This window comes from Cupriavidus lacunae (genome assembly GCF_003353055.1).
Taxonomy (GTDB): domain Bacteria; phylum Pseudomonadota; class Gammaproteobacteria; order Burkholderiales; family Burkholderiaceae; genus Cupriavidus; species Cupriavidus lacunae.
The window spans coordinates 1-19,072 of sequence record NZ_QKWJ01000116.1 but is presented as its reverse complement, the minus strand read 5'-3'; the positions used below and the strand labels follow the sequence as shown (position 1 = coordinate 19,072).

Genomic DNA, 19,072 nt, shown 5'->3' with positions numbered 1-19,072 from the left:
GAGCGATGGCGAGCCCGGCGTGAAGACGATTTGGCTTGGCCTGAAAGAAGTTCATGTCGCTGCGAAGACTTTGCGAGGATTACGAGCCGTCGATGATGGGGACAATTGTGTATAACCGCATGGGCTGAATCCAGGTCGCAACACCTTGATGCGGGTACTAAGGTCGCGAGCGCGCCATCAGTGGTGCTCCTTTGGTCGAGAACGGAATTCTGCAAAAAACCAGGAACAAATAGTTGTATAAACCAACAAGTCTCCGTGTCCCAGGAGGAAGGCTGTTAATTTGACATAACGCCAGACCAAGGAAATTTTGCTCTGACGCTGGTACCACAAAATCCGAGCGCACAGCGCACAAGACGCGCCTCTGCGGCTCGCCACACACTCGCCACTGGTCTGGTGGAGTGTCTAGATGAACCTGGGGCGAGTCGATCTCAATCTGCTGCGCGTGTTCGACGCGATCTTCGAGGACAGGAACCTGCTGCTCGCCGGCAAGCGGCTGCACGTGACGCAGTCCGCGGTCAGCCATGCGCTGGGCCGGTTGCGCGACCTGCTAGGCGACGACCTGTTCGTGCGCACAGCCCGGGGCATGGAGCCGACAGCACGCGCGATGAGCATGGCGGAGCCGCTGCGCAGCGCACTGCGGCAGATCGAGGCCGCGCTCGGGATCGAGCCGTTTGTGCCCGATGCCGCGAGGCGCGAGTTTGTCGTCGCTGCCAATGACTACATCACATGGCTGTTGCTGGCACCGCTGAGCGAGCGCCTGGCGGCACTGGCGCCGCATGTGAATGTCAGCATCCGCCCATCCACGCGGCTGGACCTTGCCGGCCAGATCGACCTTGGCAGGATCGACATTGCCGTGGGGATCTTTGCCGACGTCCCGGGCCGGTTCCACACGACGACACTGTGGGAGCAGGCTGACGTGCTGCTCATGCGGCAGGCACACCCGGTCGCGCATCGCACCGTGACGCGGGAAGACCTGCGCACATACCCGCTGTTGACGGTATCCACCGGTGGCCAGGAAGAGGGGGCGGTCAGCGGCTTCATTACCGAACGCGGGCTCGCCCGTCAGTCGGAGATGTTCAGCCGGCAGTCACTGGAGGAGGCGTTTCCCGATATGGATGCGGGGCCGCGATTGAGGATATCGGTCGCGCACTCGCTGGCGATTCCCGCATTGCTGCGCAACAGCGACATGCTGGCGCTGGTGCCCGGGCCGCTGGCCCGGGCGTTCGTCAGCCAGGGCGGTTGGGTCTGCCGCGCCACACCGTATGCGACCTCTGTTGCCGCGGTCCGTGCGATCTGGCATGCCCGCAATGCACACGATCCCGCGCTGCAATGGCTGCGTGGCGAGCTTGCGGGCATTGCGGCATCACTGGGCGTCGGGGGCCTTGATGTTGTAGGCGATGCGGCCGGCGGGCAGGAAGAATAGCGCGATGACGGCGCCGCCCTTGGCTTCCGGGTAGTGGTGACTGCCGGGCTCCGGCGCGGTCCACCCCCCGTAGCACCATCCGTTCGGGCCGGCCAGCGCCGCGCCTTCGTCAAGCGCCACCACCATGTTGAACTCGCCATACGGATGGCTGTGGTAGTCGCCGCGGAACGAGTCTTCGGGATTGCGCTGCGTATTGCCGGTGCTGTCCATGTACACCGCGGTGATGCTGAACCAGTTAGTCTGCTCGCAAGGGGCGAGCAGACGCGCGCGCCGATAGCGGCGGCCCGCGATCTCGGTGTCTGCCGCCCAGCCTTCCTTCACGCCGGCAGTGATCATGCGCGCAAGGTCCTGGTAGAGGTCGCTGTGCACGCCGTACTTGTCGTTGAGCCAGCGCTCGACTTCGGTGCCGGGTGTCATGTCTCTGACTTCCTGCAGGAAGGGCAGGCAACGTGCGATCAGGGCGTCCTTGTTGTCGACTGGAAGAGCGTTCTTCATTGGATATCCTCGCTTCAGTGTGGGTGCGAACAACGATGCCACACGCCCGGCGGCCGCGGAAGCGACCATACTTCAAGCTCAAATTGAACGTCGTGCAAGACGGCTCCGGCCGCGGTAGCGGCTCAGGAACGATCCCGCCGAAAGCGCGCCGGCGTGGTACCGGCAAGCCGGCGGAAACAGGTCGTCATGTGAGCTTGGTCGGCAAAGCCGCAGTCGTGCGCAATGCTGACCAGCGGCGTGTCGCCCTTCAGCAGCAGCGATTGCGCGTGCTTGACGCGCCGCTGCATGATGAAGCGCAGCGGCGCTTCGCCGGTCGAGGCGCGGAAGGCACGCATGAAATGCGGCAGGCTCAGTTCGGCCATGGTTGCAAGGTCGACCAGTGCGATCTCGGTGCCGAGATTGGCTTCGATGTAGTCGAAAACGCGGCGCAAGCGGTAGGGGGCCAGGCCACCCTTGTTGGCCGCGCGCGTCTGTGACTGCCGCCAGCGGACGATCTCGACGGCCAGCAGGCCGACCAGGCTCTCGCAGTACAGGCGCCGGCCCGTCCCCGGGGCGACGCATTCCTGCGCCAGCTTGTCCGCGATGTCCCACATCGCGCGATGCTCGAACATCAGCCGCGTGCCCAATGTGGCGTGGATCTGCTCGCTGTCGGACGCGTCGCGCATCAACTCGTCAGGGAAATGCACCACGGCACAGCGGAACTGCTCGATGCGTTCGGTGTGGCCATAGGCCTCGGCGCTGCCGGCGATCAGGCTGAGGTGGTCGTTGCCGTGGTAGGCATTGTCGAGCGGCTTCCACGGTTGCAGGCGCGCATCGATATGGCCGCCGGCTTCGCGCAGCGCTGCGCGCAACGACAGCCTGTCTGAGCCGATCGGGCGCGCGATGTCTTCCAGCGGGCCGAATTCCAGCACCTCGATCTCGGTACCGGCCCAGGAGGCGGTGACGCGGCTGCGGCAGGGGGTGTTGGCGACGCGGAGCATGGCGGGGTCCTCCATCGAGGCCGGATGCCAGCGGTTCGGCTGGTTTGTCCGGAGGTCGGGATGCACTGAATTGTATGCAGTCAATACGATACGGCATACAAGTATAAGTACTGATCTCCATAGCGAAGGGCTCTTTGCCTCGCTATATCCCTGCTATCTGCCAGATTTTCTGGATATTTATGCATTTTAGAGCTCTTTAATTTGTTCACCCACTACGCCCATAAAGTGGATTGCGTAGCACTGTATGCAGTGCGCGCTCTTTGGGAAAAATCTCCGATCGCCTCATTCAATATTTGCCGGACACGCCTGCCTATCCTGAACTCGCTTCCGCAAAAGGAGCGAAAAGCCTGTCGACCAGCTCATTCGGAGCCGGCAAGGCCAGAGAAGAGGGGTGAGAAGTGAAGGAAGATAAAGCGCCGATGACGGCCCGCGACGCGATCGAAGGACGCGTCGCCGTCCGTCGCTTCATGCCAGGGCAGGTTCCGCTGGACGTGGTCCGCGACATCCTGCGAACTGCCAGCCATGCGCCCAGTGGCGCCAACCTGCAGCCGTGGCGCGTCTACGTCGTGGCCGGTGCCGCCAAGGCGGCCCTTTGCGCGCAGGTCGAGACGGCGCACCGCCATCACGCCGAGGCGCACGCGGAGGAGTACCCCTATTACCCCGACGCTGGCCTGGAGCCGTATGCCTCGCGCAAGCGGCAGTTCGGGCAGGTCTTCTACGGGGCCCTCGGCATCCAACCGGACGATGTACAAGGGCGGGCCCGGCAGACGGCGCGCAATTTCCGCTTCTTCGACGCGCCGGTGGGCATGGTCTTCACCATCGACCGCAGGCTCGCGCAGGGAAGCTGGCTCGACTATGGGATGTTCCTGCAGAACGTCATGCTGGCGGCCCGGGCCTGCGGGCTAGATACCTGCCCGCAGGTTTCCATTGCGCGCTTCCACAAGGTGCTGCGGTGCTGCCTCGCCATTCCCGACGATGAGCTCGTGCTGTGCGGCATGTCGCTGGGCTACGCCGATACCAGCGCTCCCGAACTGGCGATACGCCAGTCCCGGCTGCCAGTGGATGCCTTCGCTTCATTCCAGGGATTCGACGCGGCGGCTGCATAGCTTGTCGAAGCCGCACGCCGGGCGCGTATGTCCGGACTTCCATGCATCAATCAGGGACGTGGCCGTGTCCACAACCTTCCATGACGCTTTAGCAGGAGACACCCCCATCATGATGTCCAGAGAACAGAACGAACTTATGACGCGCGTCGGCGCGGATACCCCCGGCGGCCGCCTGTTGCGGCAGTACTGGCAGCCGGTGGCGCTGGTCGATGAGTTCGAGGGAGAGCGCCCGGTGCGCCCGGTTCGCCTGATGGGCCAGGACTTTGTCGTGTTCCGCGACGAGCACGGCCAGTACGGCATGCTCGACCGCGACTGCCCGCACCGCGGCGCGGACCTGAGCTTCGGGCGCCTGGAAGACGGCGGCCTGCGCTGCCCGTTCCACGGCTGGCTGTTCGATCGCAACGGCACGTGCCTGGAAACGCCGGCGGAACCCGCCGGCAGCAAGCTGTGCCAGCGCATCCGCCAGAACGCCTACCCGATCGTCGAGCGCAGCGGCGTGCTGTTCGCCTTTATCGGTGAAGGCGAGCCGCCGGCATTCCCGGCCTTCGACTGCTTCATTGCCCCAGACCAGTACACGTTCGCGTTCAAGGGGCTGCTTGAGTGCAACTGGCTGCAGGCGCTCGAGGTCGGCATCGATCCCGCGCACGCGTCCTTCCTGCACCGCTTCTTCGAGGACGACGACGTCTCGGAAAGCTACGGCAAGCAATTCCGCGGCGCCTCGGCCGATTCGGCGATGCCGATCACGCAGGTGCTGCGCGAGTACGACTGCCCGGACATCAGCATCGCGCCGACCGACTATGGCATGCGCCTGACCGCGCTGCGCGAACTCGGCGACGGCCACCGGCATGTGCGCGTGACCAACGTGGTGTTCCCGCAGACCTTCATTATCCCCATGAGCGCGGAGATGACGATCGCGCAATGGCATGTGCCCATCGACGACACCAGCTGCTACTGGTACGCCATCTTCACCAGCTTCACCGCGCCGGTCGACAAGCAGCAGATGCGCGAACAACGCCTGGCGCTGTACGAACTGCCGGACTACCGGCCGCGTCAGAACAAGCGCAATCACTATGACTTCAACCCCTACGAGCAGCGCACGCAGACCTACACGGGCATGGGCCACGACATCAACGTCCATGACCAGTGGGCGGTCGAATCGCAGGGCCCGATCCAGGACCGCACCCGGGAGCACCTCGGCACGACTGACAAGGGGATCATCGCCTACCGCAAGCAGCTGGTCGCGGCAATCGAAGCCCACCAACGGGGCGAAAAGGCGCTGATGATGGTCGACGCCGCCAAGGCGGCAACGCTGACCGGGCCGGCATCGATCGATGGCGTCAGCGTAAACCAGCCTGCCGACGAGTACTGGATCGGGGCCGATGCCAGGCGTAGGGCCGAATCGGAATGGGCCTCGCGCGGCTGAGTGGCGGCGACAGGACCGACGCATCGAGATTAACCAACCGAGGCGGCTGCACCGCGTTGCTCGATGCGGTGGGCCGGACCCATATGGCATTTGTAGAACAATTCGGTCTCTGGACCGATTCCCATGGCCGTGCCGCGGCAGACGTCGCGCAGCGGCTGGCCGGGGGAGACATCGAAGTCGTGCGTTTTTCCTTCCCGGACCAGCATGGCGTGCTGCGAGGCAAGACGCTGGTTGCATCAGAAGCAATCAAGGCGTTACGAGGCGGCGTGAACGTGACTACCACGCTGTTCGCCAAGGACACATCGCACCGCACGGTCTTTCCCGTGTTCAGCGCGGGCGGCGGCTTCGACATGCCCGGCATGCAGGGCGGGGCGGACGTGACGCTCGTTCCCGATCCGTCGACCTTCCGGGTGCTGCCCTGGTCGCCGAAGGCCGGGTGGATCCTGTGCGACCCGTATTTCCAGGATGGCCGGCCCGTGCCGTTCGCCACGCGCCGTATCCTGCGCAACGCGGAGGAGCAACTGGCGGCGGCCGGCTACCAGCTTGTCACAGGACTGGAAGTCGAGTTCCATGTGTTCCGCCTGGTGCGCGAGCACATGACCCCGGACGACGCCGGCCAGCCCGGCGAGCCGCCTGAAGTCGAGCTGTTGTCGCACGGCTACCAGTTCCTGACCGAGCTGCGCTATGACGCCACCGAAACCGTGATCGAGCTGATCCGCGAGAACGTGCAGCAGCTTGGCCTGCCGGTACGTTCGCTGGAGATCGAGTTCGGCCCCAGCCAGTTCGAATTCACCTTCGCGCCCGCGACGCCGGTCGCCACGGCCGATGCGATGGTGCTGTTCCGCAGTGCCGTCAAGCAGGTATGCAAGCGGCATGGCTACCATGCGACCTTCATGTGCCGCCCCAAAATCCGCAATGTCGTGTCGAGCGGCTGGCACCTGCACCAGTCGCTGACGCGGCTGGGCGACGGCGGGAACGCAATGATGCCCGACGCCGTCGGCCAGGACCTGTCCGAGGTCGGGCGCCATTACCTGGCCGGCCTGCTGCAGCATGCCTGCGCAGCGACAGCTTTCGCCACGCCGACAATCAATGGCTACAAGCGCTTCCGGGCGTATTCGTTGGCGCCGGACCGCGCGATCTGGGCGCGCGACAACCGCGGCGCCATGCTGCGCGTGCTGGGCGGGCCGGGCGATGCGGCCACCCGGATTGAAAACCGCGTCGGCGAGCCCGCCGCCAATCCCTATCTCTATCTCGCGTCGCAAGCGATCGCGGGGCTCGACGGCATCCAGCGCCGCCTTGACCCGGGCCCGTCGGCGGATTCGCCTTACGAAACCCCGGCGCCGCAGTTGCCGCGGACGCTCGAGGAAGCGTTGGCTTGCCTGCAGGCAGACGATACCCTGCGCGAGGGCATGGGCAGCGCGTTCGTCGATTACTTCTGCCACATCAAGCAGGCAGAGATCGCGCGATTCAATCTCGAAGTCAGCGACTGGGAGCAGCGCGAGTACTTCGATACGTTCTGATCAAACCACAGTGAGGATGTCATGCCGACAATTACCTATGTCCTGAAAGATGGCAGCCGCAAAGACGTGATTTCGGCGAGCGGAAAGACGCTGATGGAAGTCGCGATCGCCAACAATGTGCGCGGAATCGACGCCGAGTGCGGCGGTTGCTGTTCCTGCGCGACCTGCCATGTGTATATCCATGCGCCCTGGGCGGAGCTGCTGCCCGCGCCCGACGATATGGAGCATGAACTGCTGGACGGCGTGGCCGCCGAACGCCGGCCGGCCAGCCGGCTGAGCTGCCAGGTCGTCGTCAACGACGCGCTCGACGGGCTGGTCGTGCATGTCCCGGAAACGCAGGGGTAGATCATGGGCGGACTCGTCATTATCGGCGCCTCGTACGCGGGCACCCAGCTCGCGCTGGCCGCGCGCGCGAACGGCTTCGCCGGCAGTATCACCATGATTGGCGCCGAGCCGCACGCTCCATACCAGCGCCCGCCGCTGTCCAAGGGCTTCCTCTGCGATGCGGTGGACGCCTCAAGCCTGCCGCTGCAGTCGCCGGAGCGCTTCCTGGAAGAGCGGATCGCGCTGCGCACGGGCGTTACGGCCAGCGGCATCGACCGGCAGGCGCAGGTCGTTTCCCTGTCCGACGGCAGCCAGCTGCACTACGACGCGCTGGCCCTGACCACCGGCGCGCGCTGCCGGCCGCTGCCGTGCGCCGGTGCGCAGCTGCGCCACGTGTATTACCTGCGCGATCTTGCCGATGCCTACGAGATCAAGGCGCGCGCGCGGCAGGCAAGGCGCGCGGTGGTCGTCGGCGGCGGCTTTATCGGCCTGGAGGTGGCGGCATCGTTGCGCACGCTCGGCCTCGACGTGACGGTGATTGAACTGCAGGAACGCCTGCTGCAGCGTGCCGTGCCGCCGCTGATCTCGACCTTCCTGCAGCAGGCCCATGAAGAGGAGGGCGTGCGCTTCCGGCTGGCGACCTGCATCCGCCAGCTCCGAGGCAACGATGCCGTCACCGGGGTGGAGCTGGAGACCGGTGAGATCCTGCCGACGGACATGGTCGTCGCTGGCCTGGGCGTGATGCCAAACGTGGAGTTGGCCGAGGCTTGCAGCCTGGCGGTAGACAACGGCATCGTGGTCGACCGTTTCGCGCGCACCAGCGACCCGGCCATCGTCGCGGCGGGCGATTGCGCGGCTTATCCCAATCCGTGGGCGCCGGGCAGTACGCTGGACGGCCGGTGCGTGCGTGTCGAATCGATCCAGAGCGCGAACGACCTGGCCAAGGTCGCCGGCGCCACCGTCGCGGGCCGTCTCTCGCCCTATGAAGCGGTGCCATGGTTCTGGTCCGACCAGTACGGCTACAAGCTGCAGATGACGGGATTTTCCGCGGGCCACGACCAGGCGGTGGTGCGCGGCAATGTGGCGGCGGGGCGCTTCACGGCGCTTTACCTGAAGGACGGCACGGTTGTCGGCGCTCATTCGGTCAATCGCCCGCAGGACCACATGGCGGCGCGGCGCCTGGTGGCCGCAAGGGTGCGTCCGGATCCCGCCGTGCTGGCGGACGAAGCGGTGGCGCTGAAGTCGCTGCTGTCGGCGTAGGGGAGGGCTGGTCTGGTGTACCATCTCGCAAGCTGCATGCAGCCTGGCCGATCTCGTATGCAATGCGACCGTGGCCACCATCTCAAGAGGGTGCAATGGAATCCCACCAGACACGTGTCCTGGTTCAACTGCGTGACCTGATCCTGAAGGGCGAATTCGAGCCGGGCGCGCGTCTGGCCGAGATCCCGCTGGCCGAAAAGCTCGGCGTCTCCCGCACGCCGGTCCGGCTGGCGCTTGCCTCGCTGGAACAGGAAGGCCTGATCGAGCCTTCGCCCAGCAGCGGCTACATGATGCGCCGCTTCACCCCGCGCGAGATCCAGGATGCGATCGCGGTACGCGGGCACCTGGAGGGCATGGCTGCGCGGCTGGTCGCCGAGCACGGGCTGTCGCGGCAACTGTCGCTGGACCTGCAGGATTGCCTGCGCGAGGGCGACCGGGTCCTGACCAAGGCGCAGCTCGACTATGACGACTATGTCGCGTACAGCAATATGAACGACCGCTTCCACGCGCTGATCGTCGAGGGCAGCGGCAACAGCGCGCTGGCACGCGCCATCGAACTGAACAACCGGCTGCCGTTTGCCGCGGCCAGCGCCATGCTGCCGATGCAGTCCGCGGTCCAGGAAGGCCAGCAATGGCTCGTCTACGCGCATCGGCAGCACCACAGCCTGTTCGATGCCATGAAACGTGGCGAAGGCACGCGTGCCCAGGCTCTGGCGACCGAGCACGTCAATGTTGCCCGCCTGAATCTCGAAACCGCGCTAGACCGCCCCGAGCAAGCCTCGCAGGTCATGCCTGCAATGCGGCTGTTCGTGACAGCGGCCTAGCGTCGGGCTCCCAGGCCCTCTTCACCTGTAAGTTTGCAGCCAGGCCGCGGTGAAGGCCGCGGTCAATGCCACGGCCTTGTTCGTTGATGGCGGCGTTCACTGCCTGGCACGCACCTCGGCGTCATGTCCCGCGCAGGGAGTCCACGCGCGAAATCAACGCGTGATACGCGCGCAAAATCGGGACTCGCCGCATGCAAGTCAATCCATGTCCCGCTCGATAGACTGAATCCGGCCTGTGAAAATCGCAGCGGAGCCCTGCCCTGGCAACCCCGCGCCATCCATCGCCGGCCAGCGAAAGTCGACAGCAATCCTGCGGGCACGCCCCGCACGCGATGCATGTCGATATCAGTCGAAAACAGAGGGGCACGCAGCCGGGCTGCCACACGCCTCCAAACCGGAGACAACGCTCATGACGAGCTACTCATTCCCCGCCGGCGCGACCTCGTCGTCGCTACCTGGCTCGCGCGCCGCGAGCGCCACTGAAGTCGACGTCGAGGCCTTCATCGATTCGCATAAATTCTCTGGCTTCCAGTGGACCATCCTGGTCCTGTGCTTCCTGATTCTCGCCACCGACGGCTTCGACACGGCCGCGATCGGCTTTATCGCGCCCGCGCTGGTCAAGCAATGGGGCGTCAGCAAGGCCGACCTGGGCCCGGTCATGAGCGCCGCCCTGTTCGGGCTTGCCGCCGGCGCATTGCTGGCCGGCCCGCTGGCGGACAGGGTAGGGCGCAAGATCGTGCTGGTTGTTTCGATCGTGTGGTTCGGCGGCTGGAGCCTGGCATCGGCGTTCGCCGGCTCGATCGAGGCGCTGACGGTGATGCGCTTCCTGACCGGCGTGGGCCTGGGTGCCGCGATGCCCAACGCGGTCACGCTGATGTCGGAGTATTCGCCCGCCACGCGGCGCGGACTGGCCGTCAACACCATGTTCTGCGGATTCACGCTGGGCGCATCTGCGGGCGGCTTTGTCGCAGCGTGGCTGATCCCGGCGTACGGCTGGAAGTCCGTGCTGCTGGTCGGCGGCATTGCCCCGCTGCTGCTGGCCGTCGCCCTCGTCGCGATGCTGCCCGAGTCGGTGCGCTTCATGGTGACGCGGGGATCCGAAGGCGCCCGCATCGCCAGGGTTCTGGCACGTATCGCGCCGGGACGGCTGACCGGCACTGAGATCTTCGTCGTCAGGGAACAGGCGGAAACCACGCAATGCTCACCGCTGGGCCAGGTCCTTTCGCAAAAGTTCGCGCTGGCTTCGGTGATGCTATGGGTCACCTACTTCATGGGCCTGCTGGTCTTCTACCTGCTGACCAGCTGGCTGCCGACCCTGATCACGGACACCGGCGTCCCGATCCGTAGCGCTGCGGTGATCACCGCGCTGTTCCCCCTCGGCGGCTGCCTCGGCACCGTGGCGGCAGGATGGCTGATGGACCGGGCCAGCCCATATCGTGTGGTTGCGCGGGCTTACGCGGTGGCAGGGCTGCTGATCTTCGCGGTGGGCTACGGGGCCGGCCACCTGGTCCTGCTGGGCGCCCTGATCTTTGGCGCCGGCATCTGCATGAACGGGGCGCAGTCCTCCATGCCGACGCTGGCCGCAGCGCTCTATCCCACCAACTGCCGCGCCACCGGCGTGTCCTGGATGCTCGGCATGGGCCGCTTCGGTGGCATCAGCGGGGCGCTGCTCGGGGCCCAGCTTGTCGGGCTGGGGTGGAGCTTCATGACGATCTTCGGGCTGCTGGCGGTGCCGGCCTTCGGCGCGTCGCTGGCGCTGCTTGCGGCGCGCGTAAAGACTGGCAACGCCCACAATGCGCCGGGCACCGTCGGCGCGGAGGTCTGAGCCGAGCCAGCGCAAGCCACCGCGCCGGCGGGCGGGCAAACGCCCGCTATCGCAGGGGATTCGATCCACCCATCCACAAGTAAAAGGAAAACGTAATCATCCATGTGGCATCCGACCTGGGTGTTCGGCGAATCGGTTCCAGCCGCGAATGCCGCCGGGATTGGCCAGCGCGGCTGTCAACTGATCGCCGATCACATGGCGCCGCTGAAGACGATGGGGCGTTCGTTCGTCATGCTAGGATTCCTCGAAACGATGGGAGGTCGCCATGTCGAGCCATGTCTGGGTCGAAGAAGCGGAGTACTACTGCCACTGCACGGTCTGGAAGTCGAAATCTGGGGCCTGGGAGGCATCGGTATTGTTCGAGCGAAGAATCGATCACGCAAACGAGTTTGTCCCAGGCTTGCGACACAGGATCAAAGCCACGTTCAATACCGAGGAAGAGGCAATGACCGAAGCAATCGCTTATGCAAAGGCTTGCGTCGAGAACACTAAGACCGGCTTGTAGCCTCATGCGTGCTGCGACTTCGCGCAGTGGGACACGATTGCTTACAACTGGGGGAGGTGTCGTCGGTATCCTTGCGGCAAATTAGCCAACTGCAAGCGCAGGTCACCATGAAACCCCTTCTTGTGCTCACCGTGGCCACGGCAGCACTTCTCACCGGCTGCGCCGTCGCTCCCTACGATGACGGCTACTACCACGGCGGTTACTCGCGTCCCATTTACGGCGGCGGTTACTCCGACTGGGACGGCGGAAGGTACTACGGCGGCAACCGAAAGCGGGGCGGCGACTGGGATCGAGGCTGGGACCGGGACGAGAAGCGAAACAGGGGCGGTGATTGGAGCGATCGTGACAACCGCGGCTGGAACCGTGGTGGAGATCAAGGCGAAAACCACGGCGAGAAGCGTGGATGGAATCGCGGCGATGAGCGAGCGGAGAATCGCGGCCGGGACCGACGAGGCGAGCGTGGCGAGGACCGGGGCAATGGCCGTGGCGGTAACCGCGGTGATGACCGTGGGCGGAATCGTGATGCCGACGGTGGCAACGGTCGCGGCAGAGACCGTAACAAGGATTGATGCGCCAGCCCCTGACTTCGCAGCGTTACGAAAATGACTTGGTCCGATGCCATTTAGACTAGGGAATTGGTTTAGCTGACACCTCCACCTCAAACCGTGGGCCAGCCTTGTGCTGCACACTCAGATGAATCACATCGCCGAAAGCTTCGACATGACCGCCGACCTTGCCCACTCCTGGTTGACCTTCAGCGCACCTGTGGCCGCCGCACAGGCCGCCGGCCGCCCGCTCGTGGCGCTGGAATCGACCATCATCGCTCACGGCATGCCCTACCCAGAGAACGTTCGCACTGCGCGCGAATTGGAGGCCTTGATCCGCAACCTGGGAGCCGAGCCTGCGACGATCGCGCTGATCGGTGGGCGAATCCGCATCGGCCTTTCGGATGACGAGCTGGAACTGCTCGGCCGCTCGGGCCAGGCACAAAAGGTCAGCCGCCGCGACCTGCCGGCCGTGTTGGCCAGCGGTGGGCTCGGCGCCACGACAGTAGCTGGCACCATGATATGCGCTGCGCTGGCCGGTATTGAAGTCTTCGTCACCGGCGGCATCGGCGGCGTGCACCGCGGTGCGCAGGAGACCTTTGACATCTCGGCCGACTTGCAGGAGCTGGCGAAGACCTCGGTGGCAGTGGTCTGTGCCGGTGCAAAGTCCATCCTGGACATCGGGCTCACACTGGAATACCTGGAGACACATGGCGTGCCGGTGCTCAGTTGCGAGCAAGACAATTTCGCTGCGTTCTACACCCGTGACAGCGGCTTTCGCGCGGATTTCAGGCTGGACGACGCGGCGGAGCAGGCACGCTTCATCCGCACCAAGTGGGACCTGGGCCTTGCGGGCGGCGTGGTGTTGAGCACCCCGGTGCCAGAAGCGGCAGCGATGGCATCAGATGAAATCGATGTGCTCACTCAGCAGGCGCTCGCCGAGGCCATGGCGCAAGGAATCACCGGCAAGGCCGTGACCCCCTTCGTGCTGGCTCGCATCAAGGCGCTGACGAGCGGACGCAGCTTGGCGACAAACATCGCACTCATCAAACACAACGCCGAGGTGGGGGCAAGGCTGGCACTGGCGCTGGCACACGTGGGGCGCGGGGCGGGCGCAGCGTAAATCCCGGAACGCCCGCTCTCCGGCCGTCTCTCCCCGACCCGTCTAAGCTATTCGACTGCGCAGTGCCGAAGAACCAAGTCGGCCGAATAGCGATCCACCACTACTCGAACCACAAGGACCACTTTGGGGGGGTATGGTCAAATCGCAGGTCGCTGCCCAACGCACCGCCCCCGCTTTGGCCTCATGCCGCTAGTACAGCCGCTCCCACTTGCTCATACACCGCCGCCTCGAAACCCATGAGTGTCCTGATAACGGGTATGTCGAGGAAGGGAAGCAATTGCGTCATTAGTACTCCGCCGATGCCCTTCGAGCGATCGATCCAATAGAAGGAGTTGAAGATGCCCGCCCAGGCGCCAGTGCCGCTGCTGCGCATGCCGGGCAGGTCCGCTAGCGTGAGGTGGAAGCCCAGGCCCCAGCTCTGCGGCATCGGGAATGAGGGAACGTCGTTCGACAGTTTGGGCACCGTGGACTTCTGCAGGTCCGGGAGCTTGATCTGCCCGAGATGATTCTCCATCGCCATCCGCACGGTCGCCGACTTGAGGATGCCGGCACCGTCGTTGAGCCAGGCCTGCACGAAACGGCCATAGTCCTGCACCGTGCCATAGGAGCCATGGCCGGCAGCGTCCCATTCGGGCGCGGGCGGCAGATCGAGCATTGAAGGCGCGAGTGTGCCGTTATCCTGGCGCTGCATCACGCGTAGCAGCCGACCGCGCTGCTCGGCGCTGAGCGCAAACGTCGAGTCGTTCATCCCCAACGGGTCGTACACCTGCTGCTTAAGGTAGCTGCTCAAGCTTTGCCCTGACAGCCTTTCGACAATGAGCCCCAGCCAGTCCGTGTTAATGCCATACTCCCACGCCGTGCCTGGGTCGTTGACAAGTGGCACCGAGAGACTTCGCTTCAGGCCTGTCAGAGGGTTGGGCGCACCCGTCACTTCATGATAGCGCATCAACTTATGGTTGTAGAAAAAGTAGCCCAGCCCGGCCGAATGGGTCATCAACTGACGCACGGTGGCCTTGCTGGCAGGAGGCCGCAGGCGCGGACGGTCGCCGTCGAAGCCGTCCAGCACCTGCAACTGACCGAACTCCGGCAGGATCGATTCGACAGTTGCATCGAGGCTCAGCAGCCCTTGCTCCACAAGCTGCAATGCCGCCGTGGTGGCCACCGCCTTCGTCATCGACGCGTTGCGGAACATGGCGTTCTCGCCGGCTTCGCCGGCAGCATGATGGAATAGCGGGCCGCCGCGGCCGACCACCATTGCCGCAATGCCATGCACGGAACCTCTTGAGACAGCGCGGTCCAGCAGCGCCTTGATGGCCGATCCGTCAAAGGTCATGGTTACCTCCATCGTGCATCGTCGGGAACTCATACGTCAGATCGCTTCTGGTGCAGTCGCTTCATGCACTACGGCAGGTTTTACCCGATAGCCGAGGATGGGGGTGCCGTACTGCTTTCAGATAATTGATGCATCCACAAGAGTCTGCGCGTCTTCCCAACCCAATCTGGTACCGCGTTGTTGCACTGATCAACTTGTTCGTCAGCCTTGACGATTACTTGCACCTTGCATTGATTGACTTGCTGAAGTTAGAACGGTCAACCCGACGCGGGGTCGGGTGATGTCGTTCTGTGCGGCTTTCAAGGCTTGTGTAATTTCGGTGTCCCGGAAAAGTAGTTCATTTGCTATTTAATTTTTTAATCGAATAATATAATTCGAATAATATTAGTGCAGATTGAGGAATCGATATCACTCCATTCACCAAGATTGAAAATAGCTCCAACGGTGGCTGTCATTGCTGCCTCCAATATTGGCATCGGCTGAATCTTGGAGAATTGTAGGAAACGGCGACAATGTGTGAGCTGTTTTTGCGGTGTTATGTGTGGTAGCGCACGTTCTCGGTTGCAGCGCCGAGAGGTGGGATCGGAGGATGATTGAAGCGCCCTGGAAGTCCGTTAGATCGCAGATTCCATCGGGCTGAACCGAAACCTTTTTCATTCGACCCAGGACAATTGAGCCGGCCCCGTCACCGCGCCGCCCTGCCTGGCGATCGCCGCGGATGCGATAGTGCACGATAACGGTGCCTTATTGAGCTAGGTCGAAAGCCACCAACCGCGCCACGATGAGAAGGCACGCCTTCTTAAGTGCGCGGCTTGTGTTCGCTGAGCAGTGACAAGATGCGCGGATCGTGGTCTACCCGCCGAGCTTCTATGATACGTACCGTTTCCGCATTTGGATGCGCGGGATTGAAGAGGTAGTTGGATGCATACGGCACGAGCACGCTGGGCACTTTTAGCAGCAAGCTCGAGCGCGATGCAAGCCATTCTGTGCCGGCGCTTCTGGACCAACTATTATTGCTTTTCCATTCCTCGGGCAAGTCCGAAATTTCCGCGACAGCGATGGAGTCTTCTACCTCGATCTGGAGGAGTTGGTAGTCAGTGGGAAGATCCTCCATCTTCCTGATATCTTGATGTACGAGCACCTCGAGGAAGGCTAAGGCAGGATGCTCAGCCAAGTACACGACAGGCTGTCCAGCGAAATGCCAGCGTCCGCCGGCACGCAGCCCCCCGATTCCCTTGAGATCCGCATAATTGCTAATGCGCCAGAGCAGCATCAGGCGAAGTATCCTTCGTCAATCTGGATAATCGCTTCCTCGACCAGTCGTGCACCTTGTTCGGTGCCGGTCAATTCCAGCGGCGACTTGGCGCCAAATCGTTGTTGGCTCGCGCGCAGCCACCGCAACGCGCGATCGGCTTCGCCAAACGTGCTGATCGCATGGGCAAGGATCCGGGCAAGTCGGATCGCTTTATCCGATTCGTCGACCGTGAGGGACTCGGCTCTTTCGCGACGGTGAGTCAGCGTGCGGCGCGGAATGATGAAGCTGATCTCGTCCCAGGCAAGACCCGCACGGTGAAGGCTCTCCATGATCTCCGTCGGCAGACGCTCGACAGCGAGAGACACCAGGTCGGCATCAGAATGGATTTTTGTTCCTAAAGCATCACTCAATAGATCCAGATAGCGACCGCGTGGCAGCTGATTTACCCCTGTCGGTTGGAAAGTAATGGTCTGCATACTCAGGTTCCATGGCAGAATGCCATTCTATTATAGGCATTTTGCCAAAGAATTGCTGTGGCAGACTGCCCCCAGAAGGGCTGTTTGCGCGAGGAGCTAAGACCGGGGCGAGCTCGGCTGTGGAAGGGAGCCTAGTATCGCCACTGCAGCGCTCAGCTGCCGAGGCCCGCTGACCAGGGCAGCCATTGCAGAAGCGCCGGCTGCGGGGGATGTCCGCTCTGACGCCGGGGGGCACGCCAGCTGGAGTGAGGCCGTCGAATCTTTAGACAATATGCCGGTCATGTCGCACGATCTGAGCGCCGGCACCGCGCAGTTGCGCCGCCGTTACAGATGGGGCAAACGCGAGCAGGCCTTTACAAAGCTTCACTGAAAACCAGAGAGCGCTATGACGAAGACGTATCGCATCGGCCAGATCGTGCCGGCCCTGTCCATGGATCGCGATTCCTCCTTGATGCCCATCCCGGCCGAAGTCGACGCGCGGGATCGTTAGGCGGTTCTGCGTTCATTTGACATAACGCCCCCCCCGAAATTCGGCCGGTTGCTGGGAGGTTATGTTGAATGGGTGAGGTTGGACGTCTAACGACGCGGCGACCCTCTCAGTCGGCCGTCGACGCGCCGGCGCACGGAACGGCAGCAAAGTCGAAATGCGCGGCGGCATAGATGGCATTGCACGCCCAGACTTCTTCGCCATTTTTGTAGAAAGTAGCCCATTCAGTGGGCGCCAGGGAAGACTTCGTCATGGCCGTTCGGACCGTCCAGCGGAAAGGGGGCGTGGGGTGTGGCCCAGTATTGGCCGCGCGGTAAGGGCGTGATCGTCTTTGGCATGCTCATCCGGCCCAGTGCGGTGTTACTAAAGGGCCCCGGCCTCGCTACGGCGAAACGGAGGCGGTGTCAATCGTGCAATGGCGTAGCCCAGACTCGTGGCAGCTTCGTGTAGTCTCGCTACCATCACCTCTGCTATCCCGTAGGATTTCCATGGCACGATAGCGTCCGATTTTGGCCCGGGCCTTCGGCGTCGGCGCCTTCATCGTGATCGCCGCCATCGTCTCCCGGCAAGTATATCTGCGCAGCGCCGCAGAGGCTGCCGACGCCAGCGCAGATGAGGAGCCTGCGACAACGATGTTGATACGCTGCGAGACGATGCACGGACGTCTGCAGTATAGGGACAGGTCGACTGCGGAGGCTGACGAGCGACCACGCGCTCGATGTAGAGAGTCCTGACTTTCCGAGAACTTCTGACTAGTCGATCAGGAGCACAGGCAAAAGAATGCCCGCTGCTCGGGCGGGCATGAATCCCTTTCGGAGAAAGAGAGGAGACGAGGGTAAGTATAAACCCTTGAGAAGACTCTCGCAGAGCGCTTCACAGAGGCACGGAGATCTAGGCTGCAGGCCTGGCCGGCGACAGTTCGAAGCAGTGCCCAATCAATAATTTCACGATCTCGAAATTATTGGGTTGTGACGATGGACCCGGCGGACGGTCGTGCTCATTAAGGGCGGCGTGCCACATTCTCCACATGGCTGGCGTCCACGGTCTCCAGACCTCCTACTACGCTCGGTCCGACGGCCAGTCCGACGGGCAGGCTCCGTGATGGCAGAATACGAGGGGTCTATGGCATTGCTGCCAAAGTCGATCGGCCCTACTTTTGATAGCGATGCGGCCAGTGGGGCCGCATCACCATCTGGGAACACTGACATGGCTTATTCGAGCGACCCCGACTACCGCCCGACGATTGGGATTCTGCTGTATCCGGGCTATACGCTGCTGGACCTTGCGGGGCCGCAGATCGCTATCGGCAACCAGGGTAACACCCTCCTTTTCTGGAAAGACAAGAATCCCGTCCGCGGAGACAACGGGCCCGAATTAGTCCCGACCACGACGTTCGCAGAGTATGACGGGAACATCGACGTTCTTCTCGTCCCTGGCGGCTTTGGTGTCGAGGACGCGATGGGCGATCCGGAGATCATCGAATTTCGCCGGCGCGCAGCCAAGACCGCACGCATCGTGTCGTCGGCCTGCACGGGAACCCTTCTTCTTGCCGCAGCCGGGCTGCTCGACGGTCGTAAGGCGACTACGCACTGGTTTGTGTACGGCGCAATCGAGAAGAACTTCCCGAAGATCGAACTCGTGCGTGAGGCCCGTGTGGTTGTCGATGGCAACGTGTTCACCAGCGGTGGCGTCACTGCTGGCATCGAACTTGGTATCAGGCTCCTCGAGGAAGCGAAGGGCGCCCGGGTGGCTGCGACCACTGAGCTTGCCATGTGCTACGACCCTGAGCCGCCCTTTGGGACAGGCAGCCCGAGCAAAGCAGGCCCCGATCTCCTCAAAGCGGCCATCAAGTACGCGGAGAAGATTGGGACGGAAAAGCTGTGGCTTGCCGCGCCTTGATCGTCGCCAGGCAGCGGCGGAGTCAAGCAAGGCTCGCGCTCGCGAGTTGGAGCCTTGCCCGCAACGGACTTGTCACCAAGGCAAATGCCTGCCTTGGTCCAGAAATTCGTGAGGACATATGAACACACCTGTCATCATCGGGGGGATTTAAAGTGGACCCCTCGGTCAAGACAGATTTCAACCGAGTTTAAGCTGCATCCATTTCTTCACATGCAGCGGAACAGCGCTGCCCTGATTTTGCGCGGGGAGAATCCCCTGCGCAGCGTAGC

18 protein-coding genes are annotated in these 19,072 nt (G+C 63.3%); 12 read left to right on the top strand and 6 right to left on the bottom strand.

Going from position 1 to position 19,072, the window contains the following annotated elements:
* Window positions 1-406: 406 nt before the first annotated feature.
* Window positions 407-1,423: a LysR substrate-binding domain-containing protein gene (locus DN412_RS39080; protein ID WP_115216429.1), complete on the top strand. Its 1,017-nt coding sequence runs from the start codon at window positions 407-409 to the stop codon at window positions 1,421-1,423.
* Here the strand turns inward: DN412_RS39080 and DN412_RS39075 are convergent.
* Both DN412_RS39075 and DN412_RS39070 read right to left on the bottom strand, forming a co-directional pair.
* Window positions 1,364-1,918, bottom strand: coding sequence for a 4-hydroxylaminobenzoate lyase (locus DN412_RS39075; RefSeq protein WP_039010031.1), 555 nt, complete (start codon window positions 1,916-1,918; stop codon window positions 1,364-1,366). The two genes, DN412_RS39080 and DN412_RS39075, sit on opposite strands and share 60 nt — an antisense overlap.
* 122 nt (window positions 1,919-2,040) lie before the next feature.
* Window positions 2,041-2,898 carry an AraC family transcriptional regulator gene (locus DN412_RS39070; RefSeq protein ID WP_161564114.1) on the bottom strand — a complete coding sequence of 286 codons (858 nt, stop codon included), beginning with the start codon at window positions 2,896-2,898 and terminating at the stop codon, window positions 2,041-2,043.
* A 419-nt stretch (window positions 2,899-3,317) separates the two neighbouring features.
* Here DN412_RS39070 and DN412_RS39065 point away from each other — a divergent pair, with 419 nt between their 5' ends.
* The 10 genes from DN412_RS39065 to DN412_RS39020 all read left to right on the top strand — a co-directional run bounded on the left by DN412_RS39065 (window position 3,318) and on the right by DN412_RS39020 (window position 13,353).
* Window positions 3,318-4,004 carry a nitroreductase gene (locus tag DN412_RS39065; RefSeq protein WP_052279423.1) on the top strand — a complete coding sequence of 229 codons (687 nt, stop codon included), beginning with the start codon at window positions 3,318-3,320 and terminating at the stop codon, window positions 4,002-4,004.
* Between the two features lie 109 nt (window positions 4,005-4,113).
* On the top strand, window positions 4,114-5,427 hold the full coding sequence (locus DN412_RS39060) for an aromatic ring-hydroxylating dioxygenase subunit alpha (protein ID WP_115216427.1): 1,314 nt from the start codon (window positions 4,114-4,116) through the stop codon (window positions 5,425-5,427).
* Window positions 5,428-5,510: 83 nt separating this feature from the next.
* The gene (locus DN412_RS39055; RefSeq protein ID WP_115216431.1) at window positions 5,511-6,947 is read left to right on the top strand and encodes a glutamine synthetase family protein; all 1,437 of its coding nucleotides are present in this window, start codon (window positions 5,511-5,513) and stop codon (window positions 6,945-6,947) included.
* Between the two features lie 21 nt (window positions 6,948-6,968).
* Window positions 6,969-7,292, top strand: a complete 324-nt coding sequence (locus tag DN412_RS39050) for a 2Fe-2S iron-sulfur cluster-binding family protein (RefSeq protein ID WP_115216426.1) — start codon at window positions 6,969-6,971, stop codon at window positions 7,290-7,292.
* 3 nt (window positions 7,293-7,295) lie between these two features.
* Window positions 7,296-8,531: an NAD(P)/FAD-dependent oxidoreductase gene (locus DN412_RS39045; protein WP_115216425.1), complete on the top strand. Its 1,236-nt coding sequence runs from the start codon at window positions 7,296-7,298 to the stop codon at window positions 8,529-8,531.
* A gap of 95 nt (window positions 8,532-8,626) precedes the next feature.
* The gene (locus tag DN412_RS39040) at window positions 8,627-9,355 is read left to right on the top strand and encodes a GntR family transcriptional regulator (RefSeq protein WP_078196420.1); all 729 of its coding nucleotides are present in this window, start codon (window positions 8,627-8,629) and stop codon (window positions 9,353-9,355) included.
* Between the two features lie 409 nt (window positions 9,356-9,764).
* Window positions 9,765-11,180, top strand: coding sequence for an MFS transporter (locus tag DN412_RS39035; protein ID WP_115216424.1), 1,416 nt, complete (start codon window positions 9,765-9,767; stop codon window positions 11,178-11,180).
* A 265-nt stretch (window positions 11,181-11,445) separates the two neighbouring features.
* A complete protein-coding gene (locus DN412_RS39030) occupies window positions 11,446-11,685 on the top strand; it encodes a hypothetical protein (protein ID WP_115216423.1) in 240 nt (79 codons plus the stop codon).
* A 107-nt stretch (window positions 11,686-11,792) separates the two neighbouring features.
* Window positions 11,793-12,254: a hypothetical protein gene (locus DN412_RS39025; RefSeq protein WP_161564113.1), complete on the top strand. Its 462-nt coding sequence runs from the start codon at window positions 11,793-11,795 to the stop codon at window positions 12,252-12,254.
* Window positions 12,255-12,405: 151 nt separating this feature from the next.
* On the top strand, window positions 12,406-13,353 hold the full coding sequence (locus DN412_RS39020) for a pseudouridine-5'-phosphate glycosidase (protein ID WP_115216430.1): 948 nt from the start codon (window positions 12,406-12,408) through the stop codon (window positions 13,351-13,353).
* Between the two features lie 181 nt (window positions 13,354-13,534).
* Here DN412_RS39020 and DN412_RS39015 read toward each other — a convergent pair whose 3' ends face one another.
* From DN412_RS39015 to DN412_RS45185, 4 genes are all read right to left on the bottom strand, one after another.
* On the bottom strand, window positions 13,535-14,686 hold the full coding sequence (locus DN412_RS39015) for a serine hydrolase domain-containing protein (RefSeq protein WP_115216421.1): 1,152 nt from the start codon (window positions 14,684-14,686) through the stop codon (window positions 13,535-13,537).
* 799 nt (window positions 14,687-15,485) lie between these two features.
* The gene (locus DN412_RS39010) at window positions 15,486-15,962 is read right to left on the bottom strand and encodes an RES family NAD+ phosphorylase (RefSeq protein ID WP_115216420.1); all 477 of its coding nucleotides are present in this window, start codon (window positions 15,960-15,962) and stop codon (window positions 15,486-15,488) included.
* Window positions 15,959-16,417, bottom strand: a complete 459-nt coding sequence (locus DN412_RS39005) for an antitoxin Xre/MbcA/ParS toxin-binding domain-containing protein (protein ID WP_115216419.1) — start codon at window positions 16,415-16,417, stop codon at window positions 15,959-15,961. Before DN412_RS39005 ends, DN412_RS39010 begins: the two co-directional genes overlap by 4 nt.
* 596 nt (window positions 16,418-17,013) lie before the next feature.
* Entirely contained in the window at window positions 17,014-17,157 is a 144-nt protein-coding gene (locus DN412_RS45185; RefSeq protein ID WP_244223038.1) for a hypothetical protein, read from the bottom strand.
* Between the two features lie 869 nt (window positions 17,158-18,026).
* Between DN412_RS45185 and DN412_RS38990 the strand changes: the two genes are divergently transcribed.
* Window positions 18,027-18,803, top strand: a complete 777-nt coding sequence (locus tag DN412_RS38990; protein ID WP_161564112.1) for a DJ-1/PfpI family protein — start codon at window positions 18,027-18,029, stop codon at window positions 18,801-18,803.
* The last annotated feature ends 269 nt before the right edge of the window (window positions 18,804-19,072 follow it).

Coding starts and splice junctions, on each gene's coding strand:
- DN412_RS39080 (WP_115216429.1), top strand. CDS start 407: ATGAACCTGGGGCGAGTCGATCTCAATCTGCTGCGCGTGTTCGACGCG.
- DN412_RS39075 (WP_039010031.1), bottom strand. CDS start 1,918: ATGAAGAACGCTCTTCCAGTCGACAACAAGGACGCCCTGATCGCACGT.
- DN412_RS39070 (WP_161564114.1), bottom strand. CDS start 2,898: ATGCTCCGCGTCGCCAACACCCCCTGCCGCAGCCGCGTCACCGCCTCC.
- DN412_RS39065 (WP_052279423.1), top strand. CDS start 3,318: ATGACGGCCCGCGACGCGATCGAAGGACGCGTCGCCGTCCGTCGCTTC.
- DN412_RS39060 (WP_115216427.1), top strand. CDS start 4,114: ATGATGTCCAGAGAACAGAACGAACTTATGACGCGCGTCGGCGCGGAT.
- DN412_RS39055 (WP_115216431.1), top strand. CDS start 5,511: ATGGCATTTGTAGAACAATTCGGTCTCTGGACCGATTCCCATGGCCGT.
- DN412_RS39050 (WP_115216426.1), top strand. CDS start 6,969: ATGCCGACAATTACCTATGTCCTGAAAGATGGCAGCCGCAAAGACGTG.
- DN412_RS39045 (WP_115216425.1), top strand. CDS start 7,296: ATGGGCGGACTCGTCATTATCGGCGCCTCGTACGCGGGCACCCAGCTC.
- DN412_RS39040 (WP_078196420.1), top strand. CDS start 8,627: ATGGAATCCCACCAGACACGTGTCCTGGTTCAACTGCGTGACCTGATC.
- DN412_RS39035 (WP_115216424.1), top strand. CDS start 9,765: ATGACGAGCTACTCATTCCCCGCCGGCGCGACCTCGTCGTCGCTACCT.
- DN412_RS39030 (WP_115216423.1), top strand. CDS start 11,446: ATGTCGAGCCATGTCTGGGTCGAAGAAGCGGAGTACTACTGCCACTGC.
- DN412_RS39025 (WP_161564113.1), top strand. CDS start 11,793: ATGAAACCCCTTCTTGTGCTCACCGTGGCCACGGCAGCACTTCTCACC.
- DN412_RS39020 (WP_115216430.1), top strand. CDS start 12,406: ATGACCGCCGACCTTGCCCACTCCTGGTTGACCTTCAGCGCACCTGTG.
- DN412_RS39015 (WP_115216421.1), bottom strand. CDS start 14,686: ATGACCTTTGACGGATCGGCCATCAAGGCGCTGCTGGACCGCGCTGTC.
- DN412_RS39005 (WP_115216419.1), bottom strand. CDS start 16,417: ATGCAGACCATTACTTTCCAACCGACAGGGGTAAATCAGCTGCCACGC.
- DN412_RS45185 (WP_244223038.1), bottom strand. CDS start 17,157: ATGACGAAGTCTTCCCTGGCGCCCACTGAATGGGCTACTTTCTACAAA.
- DN412_RS38990 (WP_161564112.1), top strand. CDS start 18,027: ATGGCATTGCTGCCAAAGTCGATCGGCCCTACTTTTGATAGCGATGCG.